This window comes from Terriglobus roseus DSM 18391, from assembly GCF_000265425.1.
Lineage (GTDB): Bacteria > Acidobacteriota > Terriglobia > Terriglobales > Acidobacteriaceae > Terriglobus > Terriglobus roseus.
In genome coordinates this window covers 4,880,798-4,897,901 of the sequence record NC_018014.1, presented here as the reverse complement: position 1 = coordinate 4,897,901, position 17,104 = coordinate 4,880,798, and the positions used below count along the sequence as shown (strand labels likewise).

21 protein-coding genes are annotated in these 17,104 nt (G+C 62.4%); 6 read left to right on the top strand and 15 right to left on the bottom strand.

Annotation, left to right across the window (positions count from 1 at the left end; all coding sequences use genetic code 11):
* Positions 1-17: 17 nt before the first annotated feature.
* From TERRO_RS20315 to TERRO_RS20280, 8 genes are all read right to left on the bottom strand, one after another.
* Positions 18-422 carry a response regulator gene (locus tag TERRO_RS20315; protein ID WP_014787596.1) on the bottom strand — a complete coding sequence of 135 codons (405 nt, stop codon included), beginning with the start codon at positions 420-422 and terminating at the stop codon, positions 18-20.
* Between the two features lie 53 nt (positions 423-475).
* Positions 476-742 (bottom strand): type II toxin-antitoxin system RelE family toxin, encoded by a 267-nt coding sequence (locus tag TERRO_RS22885; RefSeq protein WP_014787595.1) that lies wholly within the window; start codon positions 740-742, stop codon positions 476-478.
* Positions 726-935 carry a hypothetical protein gene (locus tag TERRO_RS20305; protein ID WP_014787594.1) on the bottom strand — a complete coding sequence of 70 codons (210 nt, stop codon included), beginning with the start codon at positions 933-935 and terminating at the stop codon, positions 726-728. The genes TERRO_RS22885 and TERRO_RS20305 overlap by 17 nt, the downstream gene beginning before the upstream one ends.
* 22 nt (positions 936-957) lie before the next feature.
* A complete protein-coding gene (gene prmC, locus TERRO_RS20300; protein ID WP_014787593.1) occupies positions 958-1,836 on the bottom strand; it encodes a peptide chain release factor N(5)-glutamine methyltransferase in 879 nt (292 codons plus the stop codon).
* Positions 1,837-1,838: 2 nt separating this feature from the next.
* Entirely contained in the window at positions 1,839-2,912 is a 1,074-nt protein-coding gene (gene prfA, locus TERRO_RS20295; RefSeq protein ID WP_014787592.1) for a peptide chain release factor 1, read from the bottom strand.
* Positions 2,913-3,181: 269 nt separating this feature from the next.
* On the bottom strand, positions 3,182-3,373 hold the full coding sequence (locus tag TERRO_RS20290) for a hypothetical protein (RefSeq protein ID WP_014787591.1): 192 nt from the start codon (positions 3,371-3,373) through the stop codon (positions 3,182-3,184).
* A 47-nt stretch (positions 3,374-3,420) separates the two neighbouring features.
* Complete coding sequence (locus TERRO_RS20285) at positions 3,421-3,708, bottom strand: type II toxin-antitoxin system RelE/ParE family toxin (protein WP_014787590.1); 288 nt, start codon at positions 3,706-3,708, stop codon at positions 3,421-3,423.
* Complete coding sequence (locus tag TERRO_RS20280; RefSeq protein ID WP_157178466.1) at positions 3,698-4,057, bottom strand: hypothetical protein; 360 nt, start codon at positions 4,055-4,057, stop codon at positions 3,698-3,700. The genes TERRO_RS20285 and TERRO_RS20280 overlap by 11 nt, the downstream gene beginning before the upstream one ends.
* Here TERRO_RS20280 and TERRO_RS20275 point away from each other — a divergent pair.
* Complete coding sequence (locus TERRO_RS20275) at positions 4,056-6,002, top strand: ATP-dependent DNA ligase (protein ID WP_014787588.1); 1,947 nt, start codon at positions 4,056-4,058, stop codon at positions 6,000-6,002. The two genes, TERRO_RS20280 and TERRO_RS20275, sit on opposite strands and share 2 nt — an antisense overlap.
* Positions 6,003-6,048: 46 nt before the next feature.
* On the opposite strand, the gene TERRO_RS20270 is transcribed toward TERRO_RS20275, so the two are convergent.
* The 3 genes from TERRO_RS20270 to TERRO_RS20260 all read right to left on the bottom strand — a co-directional run bounded on the left by TERRO_RS20270 (position 6,049) and on the right by TERRO_RS20260 (position 9,565).
* Positions 6,049-7,047, bottom strand: coding sequence for a hypothetical protein (locus TERRO_RS20270; protein ID WP_052313416.1), 999 nt, complete (start codon positions 7,045-7,047; stop codon positions 6,049-6,051).
* A gap of 188 nt (positions 7,048-7,235) precedes the next feature.
* The gene (locus TERRO_RS20265) at positions 7,236-8,594 is read right to left on the bottom strand and encodes a dihydroorotase (RefSeq protein ID WP_014787586.1); all 1,359 of its coding nucleotides are present in this window, start codon (positions 8,592-8,594) and stop codon (positions 7,236-7,238) included.
* Complete coding sequence (locus TERRO_RS20260; protein WP_014787585.1) at positions 8,591-9,565, bottom strand: aspartate carbamoyltransferase catalytic subunit; 975 nt, start codon at positions 9,563-9,565, stop codon at positions 8,591-8,593. The genes TERRO_RS20265 and TERRO_RS20260 overlap by 4 nt, the downstream gene beginning before the upstream one ends.
* A gap of 61 nt (positions 9,566-9,626) precedes the next feature.
* Here TERRO_RS20260 and TERRO_RS20255 point away from each other — a divergent pair, with 61 nt between their 5' ends.
* Together TERRO_RS20255 and TERRO_RS20250 are read left to right on the top strand one after the other, a co-directional pair.
* Positions 9,627-10,988, top strand: a complete 1,362-nt coding sequence (locus TERRO_RS20255; protein WP_014787584.1) for a M24 family metallopeptidase — start codon at positions 9,627-9,629, stop codon at positions 10,986-10,988.
* 24 nt (positions 10,989-11,012) lie between these two features.
* Positions 11,013-11,612, top strand: coding sequence for a DNA-3-methyladenine glycosylase (locus TERRO_RS20250; protein WP_014787583.1), 600 nt, complete (start codon positions 11,013-11,015; stop codon positions 11,610-11,612).
* Between the two features lie 8 nt (positions 11,613-11,620).
* On the opposite strand, the gene bshA is transcribed toward TERRO_RS20250, so the two are convergent.
* From bshA to TERRO_RS20235, 3 genes are read right to left on the bottom strand one after another with little or no spacing between them, the layout of a single operon-like run.
* Positions 11,621-12,757, bottom strand: coding sequence for an N-acetyl-alpha-D-glucosaminyl L-malate synthase BshA (bshA, locus tag TERRO_RS20245; RefSeq protein WP_014787582.1), 1,137 nt, complete (start codon positions 12,755-12,757; stop codon positions 11,621-11,623).
* A 24-nt stretch (positions 12,758-12,781) separates the two neighbouring features.
* A complete protein-coding gene (gene pyrR / locus TERRO_RS20240) occupies positions 12,782-13,372 on the bottom strand; it encodes a bifunctional pyr operon transcriptional regulator/uracil phosphoribosyltransferase PyrR (RefSeq protein WP_014787581.1) in 591 nt (196 codons plus the stop codon).
* Between the two features lie 53 nt (positions 13,373-13,425).
* A complete protein-coding gene (locus TERRO_RS20235; protein WP_014787580.1) occupies positions 13,426-14,139 on the bottom strand; it encodes a TFIIB-type zinc ribbon-containing protein in 714 nt (237 codons plus the stop codon).
* 70 nt (positions 14,140-14,209) lie between these two features.
* On the opposite strand from TERRO_RS20235, the gene TERRO_RS20230 reads away from it, so the two are divergent.
* Positions 14,210-15,031 carry an SDR family NAD(P)-dependent oxidoreductase gene (locus TERRO_RS20230; RefSeq protein WP_014787579.1) on the top strand — a complete coding sequence of 274 codons (822 nt, stop codon included), beginning with the start codon at positions 14,210-14,212 and terminating at the stop codon, positions 15,029-15,031.
* 3 nt (positions 15,032-15,034) lie between these two features.
* On the opposite strand, the gene TERRO_RS20225 is transcribed toward TERRO_RS20230, so the two are convergent.
* The gene (locus tag TERRO_RS20225) at positions 15,035-15,607 is read right to left on the bottom strand and encodes a sugar O-acetyltransferase (protein ID WP_014787578.1); all 573 of its coding nucleotides are present in this window, start codon (positions 15,605-15,607) and stop codon (positions 15,035-15,037) included.
* Positions 15,608-15,695: 88 nt separating this feature from the next.
* Here TERRO_RS20225 and TERRO_RS20220 point away from each other — a divergent pair, with 88 nt between their 5' ends.
* Both TERRO_RS20220 and TERRO_RS20215 read left to right on the top strand, forming a co-directional pair.
* Complete coding sequence (locus TERRO_RS20220; protein ID WP_014787577.1) at positions 15,696-16,541, top strand: hypothetical protein; 846 nt, start codon at positions 15,696-15,698, stop codon at positions 16,539-16,541.
* A complete protein-coding gene (locus TERRO_RS20215) occupies positions 16,541-17,098 on the top strand; it encodes a hypothetical protein (protein WP_014787576.1) in 558 nt (185 codons plus the stop codon). The genes TERRO_RS20220 and TERRO_RS20215 overlap by 1 nt, the downstream gene beginning before the upstream one ends.
* Positions 17,099-17,104: the final 6 nt, after the last annotated feature.

Genomic DNA, 17,104 nt, shown 5'->3' with positions numbered 1-17,104 from the left:
TGTCCCATTGCCGTCGGTTAAGCTTCGCCGGCCTCTTCTTCAAGCCGTTCCTCGGTCCTGTCGACTGTATCGGAATCGGCTGGGAAAAGTTCGCGGAGCGCGGCCAGTAACTTGTCCGGCGCATAACCTTCAACATGCACGTCGCACGGAGCGTCATCGTCGGTGCTGTGACCCGTGAGAATCAGCTTGATCTCCGGATGCTTGTCGCGCACCGCACGCATGAATTGGGAGACCTGATCATCGCTGCCCGAGCTGACAACACAGCCATGCACGCGCGGAAAGCGCTCCAGCGTAGCGAAGGCTTCCGGGAATGAGTATGCCGTGATGACGTTGAACTTCGCGGTTTCAATGACCAGCTTGCGGCTTGAGATGCTGCCGGCAAATTCGCGGTCGACGACAAGAAAACAGGGGCGTAAGAACAAGGAAGACTCCGTCAATTGGCTAAACGTTACTCACAGCCTGCACGGTAAGTCACTTACCGATAAGCTTTGGCGCGATGCACGACTTCGACGACAAGAACCACCAGGCTTTCCTGCTGCAATTGGCACAGGATGCGATAGTCTGCGACTCGATAGCGCCACAGACCTTGCAAGGGACCAACCAGCGCATGGCCGTGAAGCTTCGGGTCATCAAGAGGAGCAATCTCATCCTGAAGGTATGCTGTGATCCGGCGTTGCCACTGGCGATCCAGTTTACTTAACTGTCGTACAGCGTCCGCCTGAAACTCAATCGTCCAAGCCAAGTTGTTCCCTGACCTGAACGAGTGTGAAGGTTTGGCCACCCTTGGCGACGGCAGCCGCTGCGCGTTCGTAATCTTCGCGGTCGTCCAGAAACTCATGCAAAGCGTTGGCAACTGCGCGTTCGCGAGTGACGCCGCTGGCAGTCACGTAGCGTTCGAGTGCTTCTTCCAACGCCGGCTCGAGTTCGATTGTCATGAGCAGTCTCCGTGGTGGGATTCTACTGCGAGATCGGCGCCCGTAGACAAGCGATGCGCTCAATATCCTGTAGATCGCGAACGTAGTGCTGATCCTTCCAGCCTTTCAGAAGGTCGTCAAGACCGGCGCTGCGGCCGGCGGTTTCCAGCAGCAGCCACCCACCGGGAACGAGGCGCTGCGATGCTTGAGGGATCAGTCGCCGCAGAACATCGAGACCATCCGCGCCGCCGAAGAGTGCAAGGTGAGGCTCGTGGTTCAATACCTGCCGATGCAGCGTCGAAGCTTCGTGCTGAGGAATGTAGGGCGGGTTTGAGACGATCAGGTCGAAGGTCTCTTCGGCAACCGCAGCCATCAGATCGGACTCGAGGAAGACGACGCGATCCGCGCCCAGACGTGCGGCATTGGCACGCGCCTCGCGGAGTGCGACCGGAGAGATGTCGAGCGCAGTGACGGTGCTCTGCGGATACTCCAGCGCCAGCGTGATCGCCAGGATGCCGCTGCCCGTGCCGACATCCACAATCTTCAGCGGAGCGTTGCGATCGGGGTAGAGCCTCAGCACCTCTTCAATGATGTGCTCGGTCTCGGGCCGCGGAATCAGCACATCGGGCGAGACGAAGAAGTCGCGCCCGAAGAACTCCTGCGATCCGCGCAGGTGCTGAATTGGCACCGCGCCACGGCGTTGCGCAATCATGCCCTGAAATGCGCCGGCCTCTTCTTCACGCAGGGGACGATCCGGCTGTGCCATCATCTGCACGCGCGTCAGGCCCGTTGCAATCTCCAGGATCTGCTGTGCGTCGCGTGCCGCGTTCTCACGCAGATCGTCGCTCATCTCAAGCCGCGCCGTGCCGAAGCGCAGTGCAGACTGAACCGTGGCGCCCTTTATCGTAAGAGGATCGTGCATGCTTACGCCGCCACCGCTTCCGCCTTCAGGCGTTCGTTCGTATCGTGCGCGATCAGTGCGTCGATCACCGGCTGCAGCTTGCCTTCCATCACATATTCCAACTGGTGCAGGGTAAGTCCGATGCGATGGTCGGTAAAGCGGTTCTGCGGGAAGTTGTAAGTGCGGATCTTTTCGCTGCGATCGCCCGTGCCTACCTGCGACTTACGAGCGGTCGCCTGCAACTGGTGCTGCTTTTCCATCTCGACTTCGTAGAGGCGCGAACGTAGAACGCGCATGGCCTTCTCGCGATTCTTGATCTGCGACTTTTCATCCTGGCAACTTACTACCGTATTGGTGGGTAAGTGCGTAATTCGGATTGCCGAGTAAGTCGTATTCACGGACTGACCGCCGGGACCTGATGAACAGAAGGTATCGATGCGAAGATCCTTCTGTTCGATCTTCACGTCTACTTCCTCTGCTTCAGGCAGGACGGCGACGGTGATGGCACTGGTGTGAACGCGACCCTGCGTCTCGGTTGCGGGCACACGCTGCACGCGGTGCACACCGCTCTCATACTTCAAAGAGGAGTAGACGCGGTCGCCTTCGATCAGTGCGGTCACGTCCTTCATGCCGCCCACGGTCGATTCGGTCTCAGAGAGGATCTGGACCTTCCAGCGGTGCTGCTCAGCGTAACGCAGGTACATGCGGAAGACCTCGCCGGCGAAGAGTGAAGCCTCGTCGCCGCCGGTGGCCGCGCGGATTTCGAGCACGACGTTCTTGTCGTCGTTGGGATCCTTGGGCAGCAGCATGATCTTCAACTGCTCCTCGACTTCGAGCAGACGCGGTTCGAGACCGGAGAGTTCTTCCTGCGCCATGGAGCGCATGTCCTCATCGTCCTCGGACATCATGGCCTTCGCATCGGCGATACCCGCGGCGACGCGCTTGTACTCGCGGAAGCGTTCGATGACGGGTTCCATATCGCGGTGCTGCTTGGTGATCTTCTGGTAGCGCTGCTGGTCGGAGACGAGAGCAGGGTCAGAGAGTTCTACTTCGAGTTCTTTGTAGCGGTCTTCCAGTTGTTCCAGGCGGTCGAACATGGGCGAATCTCCTCCTGCGGTGGGCAGGGCAGTCACAAATCAGATTTTGGGAAGCGAAGGTGTGCGCGAAAGACGCGCGGCTGCGTCAAGGAGACGTAGCTAGGCAAAGCCGAGGCGTGCGGCCGCAGAGCGGGAGGAATTCACCGAATTGGACAGGGCGCGCAACATGACTCTTATTCGATGATAGCGCGTGCCGCGCGATGCATCGCGACCCAGGGGCGCGGAAATGTGCCGCTCCTGCGACGCGAGGGCACCGGAGCGCCAGCCGCTTAAATAGCGCGGATCAGGCGCACCGGCAGGGTAAACAGCGCCGAGATCAGCTCCAGCACGCCGTCGACCGCGATGCCGACGATGCGGAAGGGCAGCAGAAGCAGCCAGACGATGGGGTACAGGACCAGGGCGACCAGCGCGAGCGGCCAGCAGAGAACGAACAGAACGCAGAACAGCAGGAGTTTGAGCACGAGATCCTCCTCAGCTTCATACGCGTATCCGGTGTCGCAGGTTCCGTCTATTTCACGTGCGCAGGCAGGTCGCGCATACCGTGCATCACGCGCTCGATGCGGACGACGTCGCCTAGGGCACGGAAGAAGATGATGTACTGCCCAACGTTACGCTTTCGAAAACCTGACGGCGAGAGATGTGTCAGAGGAAAGGCAAGCGGGGAGTTCAAAATGACGAGAAACTCGCTCTCGATCATGTCTACCCAGCGCATCGCGGCGAGCGGCTTATCCTTCGCGATGTTTTTGGCGATCCTCCGGACGTCCAGTACTGCCAGCGGCGAAATCTCAAGCCGCATCGGCACGCTTCAGATCTCTTTTCAGTTCGGTTCGCAGTTCGGCAAATACGACGTCGGGCGACAATCCGGGACGGGTATCGGCCACGGCTTCTTCCAGGATGCGTTTTACTTCATCTTGTCCGATGGACTCGATCAAACGGTTGCCCCACCAGTCCTCAAGCGCAAGGCGCACGATCTCCCCCGCATCCTTGCCTAAGCGAGCCTGCGTTGCAAGATCGACGATCTCCTGCATCTTCGAATCGAGTTCGACCTTAGTGCGGTTCTCCATGTCGGAACCTCCATCTGGCGAAGCTGACAGCAGTCTAATCCAAAACTCGCAGCGCATATTTCGCATCTGCTTTAGAGCCATGGCTTTCTTTCATCAACTCGCACAGCTTGCCGATGAGCTTGCCGCTACTTCCAGCAAGCTGAAGAAGCGTGCGGCCATTGCTACGGGCATCGTTGCGGCGCGCGATACGGGTGACACGCATGACGCAGGGCTGTTCGCGCTCTATCTCTCCGGCGAACCGTTCAGTGAGGCTGACACGCGCAAGCTGAACCTGGGCGGCGCGGTGCTGTCGAAGACGATTCGCGAGATCGTGAAGCCGACCGAGGCGCAGTTCAACGCGGCTTGGCGGCGGCATGGCGATTTGGGTGCCGCTGCGGGCGATCTGTTTGCAGAGCTTGGGCACGCACCGGAACCCACGCTGACGTTGCGCGAGATCGAAACTGCCTTTGCGGCGATTCCCGCAGCGAAGACGACGGCCGCGCGGCAGGGCATCCTTGCAGATCTGCTGCGCCGTTGCTCGCCGATTGAGGCAAAGTACCTGATCAAACTTATCAATGGCGATATGCGAATTGGCGTGAAGCAGGCGCTGATTGAAGAGGCGATCGCCGTTGCCAGTGAACAGCCGCTGCCCACTTTGCGCAACGCCGTCATGCTGGAGGCGGACCTGTCTCGCGCTACACGCATGGCCTTTGAAGGGACGCTGGGCGAGGCACGGATGCGTCTCTTCCATCCGCTGGGATTCATGCTCGCTTCGCCGGTGGAGACAGCAGCGGACGCCGTGAAGCGCTTCGCCTCCAAGCCCGATGCGGCGCGCGATGCGGACATCTCTGCCGCGCCCGCGAGTGAGGCAGAACCGAAGCCGCACATTGTGGAAGAGGATGAGTCGGCGCTTGAGGATCCTGCGGTGGAGCACGTGCCGGTTGCGGCCATCCGCCTAAGTGCACAGGTCGAAGACAAGTTCGACGGCATGCGTGTGCAGTTGCACTGCGGGGATGCTTCGCAGCCGGGCCGCGTGGCGCTGTACTCGCGTAATCGCGAGGATGTGACGGCGAGTTATCCGGAGATCGTCGAGGCATTTGGGCGCATCGATTCTGCGGTGCTGCATGGGGATGAGCAGGGTGTGATCCTGGACGGCGAACTGCTGGCGTGGGATGTGCGAGCAGACCGTGCGCTGCCGTTTGCGGTGCTGTCGCCGCGCATCGGCCGCAAGCGTGTGTCGAATGACATTCGGGTGAGCACACCGGTCGTCTTCATGGCGTTCGATCTGCTCTTTGCGGGTGGCGAACTGCTGCTGGAACTGCCAATGCGGGAACGCCGCCACCGTCTGGAGGCGCTCGCCGAAAAGGTTCGGGCGGTTACCAGTTCGCCGCTGGAACTAGCCCCATCCTTGCCCTCGGGCGGCCTTTTTTCTGAGGATGTTGCGCTTGCGCCAGACGGGGAGCAGCGGCTGAAGTTGTCGCAGGTCGTCGAGGCGCACTCCGCGGAGGAACTGGATTCTGTCTACGTGGCAGCGCGCGACCGCGGCAATGAAGGCGTGATGATCAAGGCAAGCGAGTCGCTCTACCAGCCTGGCCGTCGGGGTCTTAGCTGGATGAAGCTGAAGCGGACGCTCGACACATTGGACGTTGTTATCACCGGTGCTGAGTACGGCAGCGGACGCCGTTCGCAACTGCTCTCCGACTACACGTTTGCGATCCGCGGGCCGGAAGGATCGCTGCTCAACGTGGGCAAGGCGTATGGCGGGCTGACGGATGTCGAGATCGTTGAACTCACCGAGTGGTGCAAGGCGCACACGCTCGAAGACAACGGTCACTTCCGCACGGTCGAGCCGCTTGTCGTTCTCGAGATCGCCTTCAACAACATCATGCGCAGTGAGCGCCATGCCAGTGGTTTTGCGCTGCGGTTTCCGCGCATTGTGCAGATCCGGCAGGACAAGCCGCCCGAGGAGATCGACACGCTGGAGCGCGTGGAGGAGATTTACCAGTCTCAGCCAGACAAGCCTGCAGATAGCTCGGTCGAGCCATAGAAAGGGCAGCCCGCAGGCTGCCCTTTCGCTTTGTTTCAAGCGATAACTACCGCTCGGCGACCTGTGCCGCGCCGTTGTCCGCAGGCTGCACGGTCAGGCTGTCTTCCAGGCGGAAGCGTACCAGCGACTCCGCGGGGATCACGATGTCCCGATTGCCCGTTGTACCGGCGAGCAAGGTACCCAGACCGCCGCCGGCGAGTCCGCCGACCGCCAGGCCAACGCCGCCCGTGGCGAGTCCGCCTACCAGCATGCCCAGGCCGGCTGTGCCGCCAATGAAGCCGGCCGTACGCTTGCCCTTGCCCTTCTTGCTCGCGACAAAATCAGCCGTCTCCAAGGGATAGGTCTTGCCGTTGAAGACGATCGAGGTCAGGCGCAGCTCGAGGATCGAGCGGCCTTTGAAGTGGCCGCGGCGATGCGCCGCATCCACGACGCCACGCACGTTGGTGCCGCGCGGCAGAATCACCTTGCCGTCGCGCGAGACGCTTTCGGCGAGCACGCCAGTGAAGCGCTCGCCCGGCGCCGTGTGCTTCACATCGATGCGCTGATTGATGCGGATCGCCAGGCCGGTACCGGCTGGAATCGTGACATCGGTCGGCACAAAGTTGGCGGGCGGCGCGTATGCGCCGTTGGTTGCGTTATCCGCGCCCGGCGCTACCGCGGCGCTGTACGGTCGCGCATTCGGATCCATTGCGGTGCCGGGCTCGGCCGGCTCTGCGGCCTGCAGGATGACTCCGGGGGAACGGTACCGGGCTGCATGCCGCGGCTGAGGATGCTGGCCGTTGCTCCAGTCAGGCAGACCCACGGTCTGCGTCCCTGCGGGAGCGGTGGTCTGCACCATCGTCGGCTGGGTCGTACCGGGTGCCGGCGCATTCACCATGGTCAGCGTTGTGTTGCCCGCACCGTCGACATAGACGACCTCTTCCGGCTGTCCGGTCGCGACAACATCCTTCTTCGCGGCATCGATGGCACTCTGCTGCTTGGTGCAACCGGTAGCTAGACACACCACCAACGACAGCGCAGCAACCGGCCGCTTCCACGAATTCATAGACAGAAAAGTGTTCCGAGAGACCATGTCGTTCCTCCAGGGAGAACCGCGCCTAAGCTGGCGTGGATTCTCGACCTGGGCTTGGGATGCTGCGCAAGAAAACGAACGCTGCCCGACACAGTGAAGTTTGCTGATAATTTTGTTCACGCAGCGCGACGTCGATGCGGCAAGTGAAGCCTGCAACAGGCCTAAGCCGTGAAGCGAACGACTCCATCCACGAGTGTGACTGCAATCCGGCCAAGCATCGGCGCACCCTGAAACGGCGTGTTCTTTGACTTCGAGCGCGTCGTTGTCACATCGTAGGACCACTCCGTCGCAGCGTTGAAGACCACCAGGTCCGCAGGAGAGCCTACCGCAATGCGACCCACATCATGACCCAGCTCCCGCAGCCGAAACTTCTGTGCGGGCGCCGACGTGAAGAGCGCCAGAACCTTCATCAACGACATGCCGTGCTCGCCGTGCAGAATGCGCAGGGAGGCACCGAGCGCCGTCTCCAACCCGGTAATGCCGTTCGGGGCGCGCTCAAACTCCACGTTCTTCTCATGCTCCGCGTGTGGGGCGTGGTCTGTTGCGATGACGTCTACCGTGCCATCCAGAATCGCGGCGATGCAGGCATCCCGGTCGCTCGCAGCACGCAGCGGCGGATTCATCTTGAAGTGGGTATCGTAGCGGCGCGAACGCTGCGCCTCATCGCCGGCGATCGCCTCATCGGTAAACGCAATGTGGTGCGGCGCAACCTCGCACGTCACGTGCAGGCCACGCTGCTTCGCCGCACGGATCGACCCCAGCGCCTTCGCCGTCGAGACATGCTGCACATGTAGATGCGGCTTCAGCTTGTGCTCGCGCTCAATCTTCTCCAGCAGCGCGATGTCGCGGTCCACAATGCTCGATTCCGCTTCAATCGGCATGCCACGCAGCCCCAGCCGAAACGCGACCGGGCCAAAGTTCATGCTGGCGCCCACCGTCATCCGCGTGTCTTCCGCGTGCTGCGAGATCGGCAGACCCAGCCGCGCCGCCGCAATCAGCGCGTGCTCCATCATGCTGTCCGCCAGCACCGGCTTGCCGTCATCCGTAAAACCCACAGCGCCCGCAGCGGCCAGCGCGGCATAGTCCGTTAACTCGCCGCCCATGCTGCCGACCGTAGCCGCCGGCATCGCCAGCACACGTGCTGAAGCACCACGCTCGGGCGACTGCACAAAGCGCAGCCAGTCCACCGTATCGGTCACAGGCACGGTATTCGGCATGGCAACCACCGTCGTTACACCGCCCGCAGCCGCCGCGCTTGTGCCAGTCGCGATGGTCTCCTTATGCGTCTGCCCGGGCTCGCGCAGATGAACGTGCATGTCGATCAGTCCCGGCGCAATGGTCAGACCTGTACAGTCGATTACCTTCGCATCGGTGTCCTTCGCAAGGGTATCCAGCTCGCCCGCGCGGCCGGAATAGTTCACCTGCGTCACCACTCCGCCCTTGATGAAGACGTCGCCGCACTCATTCACACCGCTGGCAGGATCGACGATGCAACCGCCGCGAAGAAGGATCGTACTCATGCGTTTGTCTCCGGTCGCAGGGCACGGTCCAGCAGCGCCATCCGTATGGCCAGGCCGTGCGTGACCTGCTCTTCAATGGCCGACTGCGGGCCATCGGCCACTGCAGAATCAATCTCAAGTCCACGCACCATCGGCCCGGGATGCATCACCAGAACCTTCGGTGCCGTTCGCGCCAGCCGCTCCGCGTTTAATTGATAGCCCGCGATGTACTCGCCCGTATCAATGTCCAGGCCTGCCAGCCGCTCGCGCTGAATGCGCAGCATCATGGCCACGGTCGCCTGTGAGAGAGCCTTCTCAAAGTCGCGCTCGATCTCAACACCCGGAGTCACCGACAACGCTTCTACAGGGCAAAGCTCCGGCGGTCCACACAGGATCACGCGCGCGCCAAGCCGCGGCAGCAGCATCGCATTCGACCGTGCCACACGCGAGTGCCGCACATCGCCCGTAATCGCGACTGTCACGCCGTTCAAAGTATTGGCCGTCAACGACTCCGAAAGCCCCAGCCGCTTCAGCATCGTGCGCAGATCCAGCAGCGCCTGTGACGGATGCTCATGCATGCCGTCGCCAGCATTCAATACCGGCAGACCGGTGCAGCGCGCCAGCACCTCGGGTGCGCCGCTGTAGTTTGACCGCAGGATGATCGCCTCGGCACCCAGCGCACGCAGCGTTACCCCTGTGTCATGCAGGCTTTCACCCTTTTCAATGGAAGAGGACTTGTCGCTGACCAGCGTCGTCATCGCGCCCAGCGACTTCGCCGCCAGCTCAAATGAAGTTCGCGTACGCGTCGACGATTCGTAGAACAGCAGCGCGACCTTGCGGCCATCCAGCCGGCCCATGCGCTCACGGTGCGGCATCGCCTCCAGGTCGTTCGCCAGCGCCAGCAGGCTGCTGATCTGCTCCAGGGAAATGTCGTGAATGGAAAGCAGGGAACCGGGGTGAGAGACGTGCGGATTGGCAGCAGTGGGGCTCATGCTCCTGCCGATGTTAGCAGGAAGGGCCAGCCCGGCGCGCCGGTTGGTATAACTAACGATCATGTCGATCAACCTGCGTACCCATGCCGTGGCCCTCGGCCTTGCCCTCGCTGCAGCCTGCCCATTGGTCTCAACCGCACAGCAGGCACGCCCACTGGAGAGCGCAACCTATCGGCTGCCGGGCTGGTCGCAGCAGATCGCCATCCGTGAGGGCTGGCTGGCGAAGCACCATGCGCTGCTGCTCGACATGATGCGACGCAACCACGTCGATATGTGGCTGGTCGTCAATGAGGAGTTCCACAACGATCCGCTGACCGAGTACGTTGCGCCACCGCGCCCTTACACCGGCAACCGCGACATCTTCGTCTTCATCGACACCGGCACCGAGCTGCGCAAGATCGCCATCACCGGCTACTCCGAAGACAATCTCAAACGCTTCTTCGAGAACCCCGACGAACCGATCCCTGCGGACAAGCTTCTGCCGCAGCTCTACGCGCAGTACAAGCCCAAGCGGATTGCCCTCGCCGTCGACGCAAAGCGTGGCGCACAGCGATCCCTGACGCATGACTCCTACCAGTTCCTCGCCAAGGCCATGGGACCGGAGGCTGAGAGTCACTTCGTCCCCGCAGCGGACCTCATCGAGGAGTACTGCGCTACACGCATTCCCGATGAGTTCGACACCTACAAACTGCTCGTCGGTCTGACGGATGAGATCACGAAGCGCGCCTTCTCCAACGAAGTCATCACGCCGGGCAAGACTACCGTTGGCGATGTGCGTCGCTGGCTCTACGACGCCATGTACGCCAACCATGTGACCACATGGTTTCAGCAGGATCTCCGCCTGCAGCGCAAGGGCCGCGACGTCGGCACCTCTCGCGGCTTCCTTGCCATCGAGCCTGAGGCGACGGTGATTCAGCCGGGCGATCTGCTGCACGTCGACTTCGGCGTCACCGGCATGGGCCTGAACACTGACTGGCAGAAGATGGCTTACGTGCTGTTACCCGGCGAGAAGGACGTACCCGCCGGCATGAAGGTCGCCTTTGCGCACACCTCCACGCTGCAGCACACGCTGGAACAGAGCTCGCGGCCGGGCCGCAAGGCGGGCGAAGTCTACGCCGAAATCATGGACGCGATGAAAAAGCAGGGGATTGAGGCGAAGGTCTACAGCCATCCCATCGGCGACCAGGGCCACGGCCTCGGCGCGGCGCTCGACTACCGCTCGTCCGAGGCGGGTGCGGCGCACGACAAGATCCAGCAGGAGGGCACGTACCTCTCCATCGAACTGAATACGGCGACGCCGCTGCCTGAGTGGAACAACCAGAAGATTTACATGATGAACGAGGACGACGCGTACCTGACGAAGGATGGCTACAAGACCTTCTTCCCGCTGCAGGACCGCATCTATCTGATTCGGTCGAAATAAGACTGTGCTGCATCCGGTCACCCGATGAAACGTGCCGACAACTCGAAGCTGCTTTCGCAGACGTTCTACAACCGCAGCCCTGAGGTTGTAGCGAAGGAGCTTCTGGGAATGATTCTTGTTCGTCACTACGCGGGTGAGAGGCTTACGGGGAGGATCGTTGAGACGGAGGCCTACCTTGGCGCGGCTGATCCCGCGTCACATGCTGCTCGCGCTGTCTCACCGTTTAACGCGGTGCTCTTCGGGCCGCCGGGCTTTGCGGACATTTATCTAATCTATGGCCTGCATTACTGCATGAACGTGTCGTGCCTTCCGGATGGCGAGCCTGGTGGCGTCCTGTTCCGCGCGATCATTCCGCTGGAAGGCATCGACACCATGGCTGCTTTGCGCAACCTCAAGCCCAACGCATCTGCAAAAGCTCTGACGGGTGGACCGGCCCGATTGTGCCAGGCCATGGGGATCACGCGGGCCAGCAGTCACGGACAGAACATGGCGAGCGCATCGTCTGATTTGCAGATTCTGGACGACGGCTATCGCCCGAAGAGCATCCTGACGACACCACGCATCGGCATCAAGAAAGCAGTCGATCTGCCGCTGCGCTTCCTGGTCGACGATCGCGAGCCATAGCAGCGCGGCTACTTCGCAGCCAGTACCTGCTCGTAATAACGTTCGTACATCGGGATGATGCGGCTCGTGCAGAACTTATCCTGAGCGGTTTTGCGAGCAGCCTCCGCCATCGTCCGCTGCAGCGTGTCGTCGGTCAGGATTCGAATCGCGCCCGCGGCCATTGCTTCCACATCGCCTACAGCGAAGAGCAGGCCGTTCACGCCATCTTCCACCAGCTCCGGCACGCCGCCGACGCGGGTTGCGATGCACGGAACGCGGCAGGCCATGCCTTCGAGAGCGGCGAGGCCGAAGCTCTCCATCTCCGATGGCATCAGCATCAGGTCGCCCAGCGGCAGCAGGTCCTGCACGCTGTCCTGCTTGCCCAGAAAGTGGATGCGGTCCTGGATGCCGTACTGCAGCGCGAGATGCTCTGCGATGGAACGGTCGGGGCCGTCGCCAATCAGCATCAGCCGGCTGGGTACCGCGCGCGCGACGCGGGCAAACGTCTCCACCACATCGCCCACGCGCTTCACACGCCGGAAGTTCGACAGGTGAATCAGGATCTTCTCGTCGTCCCGCGCGTACTTCGGTCGCAGCTCGCGGCGCTTGGCCTCATCCGGTGTGTAGACGTCGCAGTTTACGAAGTTGCGGATCACTTCGATCTCGCGGGTGATGCCGAAGGAGCGTTCTGTCTCCTCTTTCAAGTGCGCGGAGATGCTGGTGACGCCGTCGCTCTGCTCGATGCCGAATCGCGTGATGGGCAGGTAGCCGGGATCCTGGCCGACCAGTGTGATGTCTGTGCCGTGCAGTGTGGTGATGAAGGGCAGGCGAATGCCCTTGGCTTCCAGCATCTGGCGCGCCAGCAGGGCGCTTACGGAGTGTGGGATCGCGTAGTGCACATGCAGCAGATCGAGACCGTAGAACTCGGCCACTTCCGCCATGCGACTGGCGAGCGCCAGGTCGTACGGCGGGTACTGGAAGAGCGGGTAGGTGGTCACCGCGACCTCGTGGAAGAAGATGCCTTCCTCGCGGCCTGTCAGCCGAAACGGCTGCTGATAGGTGATGAAGTGCACCTGGTGGCCGCGCGCTGCCAACTCAATGCCCAGCTCCGTCGCGACCACGCCGCTGCCGCCGTAAGTGGGATAGCAGGTGATGCCAATCTTCATCGCGATGCTCCGCTTGCCAACCGGTTAGTCCGCCAGTTCCACAAGCAGAACGCCGTCGGTACCGTCCACCTCGTTCAACTTCACCTCGATGATCTCCTTCGAGGAGGTTGGCACGACGCGGCCGACAAACTGCGCCTCGATCGGCAGTTCGCGATGTCCGCGGTCGATCAGTACCAGCAGCCGAACGGAGCGCGGACGGCCGTGGTCGAAGAGTGCATCCAGTGCGGCGCGGATGGTGCGGCCGGTGTACAGCACGTCATCCATCAGCACGATGTCGCGGCCGGCGATGTCGAACCCGATATCCCCGGCCTGCACCGTCGGCTTGGGGCCTGCGGTTGAGAGGTCGTCGCGGTAGAACGAGATGTCGAGCACGCCCGTCTCGACCGGCTGCTTCTCAATGCCTTCGATGATCTTTGCGATGCGCTTGGCCAGCGGCACGCCACGGCGCTTGATGCCGATCAGGCCCAGGTTGCCGCTGCCTTCGTGCTTCTCCACGATCTGGTGCGCCAGGCGTACCAGCGTGCGATCGATCTCGGACGCGGACATCAGTCGGCCCTTTTCGCGGATGCGTGGCTTCGTGGTGTCGGCTGCGGCGGGGCTGGTGTTGTCGCTCATCGTGCGCTGATGATACGAGGGGGCCGAAGCGCAGGGCAAGTCTGCGGCGGGTGTTAGCTCAGATTGCGCTGCCGCCGCGCGCGGAAAAGCGCCCCGGCAATCCATCCGCAGACCGATCCGGCAACGATCAACAGCATCACCGTCATGCCGTATCCCGCAATGAAACTTCCTGCGTGAAATTCTGGTGACTGCAGAAATCCAAGCAGCTCGGGCGGTGGCGGCGAGGTCTCCATGATCTGTTTCATCATCGCGTCGGACGCCGCACTGATCTTGTCGTCCATCACATGCGAGTGGAAGCGATACCGCAGAACGAACCCCGTGATGCCCGTGATTACGGCGACCAGCGTGCCCATCATCAGGCCGAGCGTACCGCCCAGGCGTGTGCCGGTGGCCGGGGACATCTCGCGCAGGGGACGCGCGCGCTGGTAGAACGCCACAGCAGCCAGCGACAGCATGGGGACCAGCAGCAGCGTAAGTCCACCCACCGTTCCATCCGCCACAGAACTTGGAATGGCAGCGGCAGGCACCACACCCGCCAGCGTCGCTACACTCAGGATGCGCAGGGCAACCGGCCAGTCCAGCGAGGTCGCATCGACCGACGGTCCGCCTGTCGCGCCGCCGGCGGCATTCGGCAGCGTCTCGGCATGCTCGCGTAACGCATGCTCTGACACGGTAAGTTGCGGCAGACCGCAATGCGCGCAGAATGCAGCCGGACCGTCATCGACGGCCGGCAGTGTTGCGCCACAGCGGGGACAGCTTTGCACCATTAGGAAAAGGCTACAGCAAAGCGCGCCGTCTCCGCAGCCGGGCGTTGAGCGCACCCGCTTTCGTTGCATCATGGACGGTATGGATACTCAGGACAAGGCACCCGGCGTGGTGCTTTCACTCGCAGGGCAGGTCGCCCTGGTGACAGGCGGATCACGCGGCATTGGCGCGGCAACCGTGCGCCTCTTCCGGCAGGCAGGCGCGCGCGTGGCCTTCAGCTACCGCGCCGCAGAAGAGCAGGCGCTCGCCCTCCAGGCAGAGATGGGCGGGCCATCCGTCTGCCTTGCTATCCGGCAGGAACTTGCCTCCGCCGCCGACGGCGACGCCCTGGTCGCCGCAGCCGTCGCCCACTTTGGCCGTCTCGACTGCATGATCGCGAACCACGGCATCTGGCCGCCGCATGATGCGCCCATCGGCAGCATGACCGACGCCCAGTGGCGCGGCACGCTCTCCATCAATCTCGACAGCGTCTTCGGCCTCGTGCGCGCCTCGGTCGCGCAGATGCAGCAGCAGAACCCGTCCCAGACGAAGGCCGCAAAAGGCCACATCGTTCTCGTGAGCTCCACCGCCGGCCAGCGCGGCGAGGCCTTCCACGCCGACTACGCCGCCAGCAAGGGCGCGCTCATCAGCATGACCAAGGGGCTCTCATCCGAACTCGCGGGCGAAGGCATCTACGTCAACTGCGTCGCGCCCGGCTGGGTCCGCACGGAGATGAGCGCCGCCACCCTCGACGACCCATCCATGGCCGACCGCGTCTTCCGCGTCATCCCGCTCGGCCGCGTCGCGACTCCCGACGAAATCGCCGGTCCCATTCTCTTCCTCTGCACGCCCTGGGCAGGCTTCGTCTCTGGCGAGATCTTCAACGTCAACGGCGGTGCCGTCCTGGTCGGCTAGTCCCTACTTCGAGCGAAGAATGCGCGCAGGATTCCCGGCGACTGTGGCCCCCGCCGGGACATCCTTCGTCACCACCGAGCCTGCACCGATGATCACGTCATCGCCCACCGTAACGCCCGGCAGCAGGATCGCACCGCCACCAATCCAGCAGTTCCGCCCGACCGTGACCGGCCTGCCATTCTCCAGACCGCTCAGCCGCGTCGCATGATCCCGCGGATGATCTGCTGCATAGATCTGCACCGCCGGGCCAATCTGCGTACCATCGCCAATGTGGATCGGCATCACGTCCAGCAACACACAGTTGAAGTTCAGGAAGACGCCCTGACCCATGTGGATGTTGTAGCCGTAGTCGCACGCAAACGTGCTGCGAACCTCGGACCCTGCGCCAAAACTGCCCAGCAGGACGCGCAGCAGCGCAGTCCGCTCGGCGCTATGGTCGGTCGAGTTCAAGCGCAGCAGTTGTGCCTGACACCAGATGCGCTCGGCGTCCAGCTCGGCGTCTTTTGCCTGGTAAAGTTCACCGCGCAGCATCTTCTGCTTCTCGGTGGGGGCGGCGGGATGCAATCTCTCGAACATGACATACTCTGATGCCTCGCCATCGCTGCGCGGAGGCATGTACCCTCGGCTTGGGACGTACGTCCAACACCGTATCACTGAGGTTCGATTGCCCACTCGAGTTCAACCCCTGAAGACCGCGCTGCTCCTGGCCCTGCTCGCAGGCACCTTTGCCTACGCCCAGCAGCCCCAGGCACCCAAGCGCGAAGAGAACATCGTCGTCACCCAGCCCAAGCCGGGCGAAGAGCTTGATCAGGTCAAGGCCCGCGCCGCACTCAACGCCATGTACAGCGCGCTGGGTGGCGCCCGCTGGCTCAACCGCGGCGACTACGTTCTCAAGGGCCACACCTCGTCCTTTTACAAGAACGCCCCCACCGGCGTCGGCGACTTCCTGCAGTTCCACCACGCCCTCCCCAACAACCAGTGGGAAGACCGCATCGAGCTCACCAAGAAGCGCGACATCGTCCAGCTATGGACCACCACCGAAGGCGTCGAGATCACCTACAAGGGCCGGAAGCCCCTGCCTAAACCGCAGCAGGAAGACTACTTCCGCCGCATCAAGTACTCGCTCGATACCATTGCGAACGTCTGGCTGAAGGACCCGGCAACCCTGCTCATCTACGGCGGCACCGCCGTCGTCGCGCGCCGCCAGGTGGAACAGATCACTCTCATCGACAAGGACAACAACTCGGTCGAAGTCGACATGGAGACCAGCACCCACCTGCCGCTCCGCCGTATCTTCAAATTCCGCAACGCCACCTACAAAGACTTCGACGAAGACGTCGAGGAGTACAGCGACTTCCACGACATCGATGGCATCCCCACGCCCATGGTCACCACGCGCTACTCCAACGGCGACATGGTCGCCCAGCGCTTCGTCGAAGAGATGCACTACAAGCCGGTTGACCCCGCACTCTTCACACCCAACGCGCCCATCGGGAAACACAGCTACTAGTGTTGCGGGCCACCTTCATCGTCGCAATTGCCGGCCTCAGCCTGAGCATCTCCGCACAAACGGGGAAAAGGCCCGCCGGCAAGGCCGAGCTTGAGCTGAATCTGGAAGCGCGCGATGTCGTCCGCGGCGTCCCCACCACCTTCCACGTCATCCTCCGCAACATCGGTACGCAAGACATCCGCCTGCCCGAGCCATCCCTGGGCTGCGCCAGCGCCACCAGCGGTGCTGTCCTGCTGGTGGAGAAACACACCCCGGAGCTGCCCGGCCTCGACGACCTTCTTACACATAGGTGCAGGGCAGACCTCACGTACACCCAGGACTTCCTCAAGCAGGCAAAGTCATGGGTGCTCCTGCGTCCCGGCGGTTACCTCGAACGCGTCGCCAGCCCCGGCCGCATGCACTACGAAAATCAGGGCGCCGGTACCTACGACCTCTTCGCCGAGTACACCCCACCCGTCCTCGAACCTGACCAGCGCCGCGCTCTGGCCGATGCCGGATATCTCTACCCGCAGGCCCGGCTCATCAGCAAACATGTCGTTCTGCGGAAGGACCGATAGCCGCCG

Bases quoted from the DNA above. Each gene is read 5' to 3' on its own strand.
- TERRO_RS20285 (WP_014787590.1), bottom strand. From the start codon at position 3,708: ATGCGGCTTGAGATTTCGCCGCTGGCAGTACTGGACGTCCGGAGGATC.
- TERRO_RS20270 (WP_052313416.1), bottom strand. From the start codon at position 7,047: ATGAATTCGTGGAAGCGGCCGGTTGCTGCGCTGTCGTTGGTGGTGTGT.
- TERRO_RS20255 (WP_014787584.1), top strand. From the start codon at position 9,627: ATGTCGATCAACCTGCGTACCCATGCCGTGGCCCTCGGCCTTGCCCTC.
- TERRO_RS20225 (WP_014787578.1), bottom strand. From the start codon at position 15,607: ATGTTCGAGAGATTGCATCCCGCCGCCCCCACCGAGAAGCAGAAGATG.
- prmC (WP_014787593.1), bottom strand. From the start codon at position 1,836: ATGCACGATCCTCTTACGATAAAGGGCGCCACGGTTCAGTCTGCACTG.
- prfA (WP_014787592.1), bottom strand. From the start codon at position 2,912: ATGTTCGACCGCCTGGAACAACTGGAAGACCGCTACAAAGAACTCGAA.
- TERRO_RS20260 (WP_014787585.1), bottom strand. From the start codon at position 9,565: ATGAGCCCCACTGCTGCCAATCCGCACGTCTCTCACCCCGGTTCCCTG.
- TERRO_RS20250 (WP_014787583.1), top strand. From the start codon at position 11,013: ATGAAACGTGCCGACAACTCGAAGCTGCTTTCGCAGACGTTCTACAAC.
- bshA (WP_014787582.1), bottom strand. From the start codon at position 12,757: ATGAAGATTGGCATCACCTGCTATCCCACTTACGGCGGCAGCGGCGTG.
- TERRO_RS20305 (WP_014787594.1), bottom strand. From the start codon at position 935: ATGACAATCGAACTCGAGCCGGCGTTGGAAGAAGCACTCGAACGCTAC.
- TERRO_RS20235 (WP_014787580.1), bottom strand. From the start codon at position 14,139: ATGGTGCAAAGCTGTCCCCGCTGTGGCGCAACACTGCCGGCCGTCGAT.
- TERRO_RS20280 (WP_157178466.1), bottom strand. From the start codon at position 4,057: ATGGCTCTAAAGCAGATGCGAAATATGCGCTGCGAGTTTTGGATTAGA.
- TERRO_RS20265 (WP_014787586.1), bottom strand. From the start codon at position 8,594: ATGAGTACGATCCTTCTTCGCGGCGGTTGCATCGTCGATCCTGCCAGC.
- pyrR (WP_014787581.1), bottom strand. From the start codon at position 13,372: ATGAGCGACAACACCAGCCCCGCCGCAGCCGACACCACGAAGCCACGC.
- TERRO_RS20275 (WP_014787588.1), top strand. From the start codon at position 4,056: ATGGCTTTCTTTCATCAACTCGCACAGCTTGCCGATGAGCTTGCCGCT.
- TERRO_RS20230 (WP_014787579.1), top strand. From the start codon at position 14,210: ATGGACGGTATGGATACTCAGGACAAGGCACCCGGCGTGGTGCTTTCA.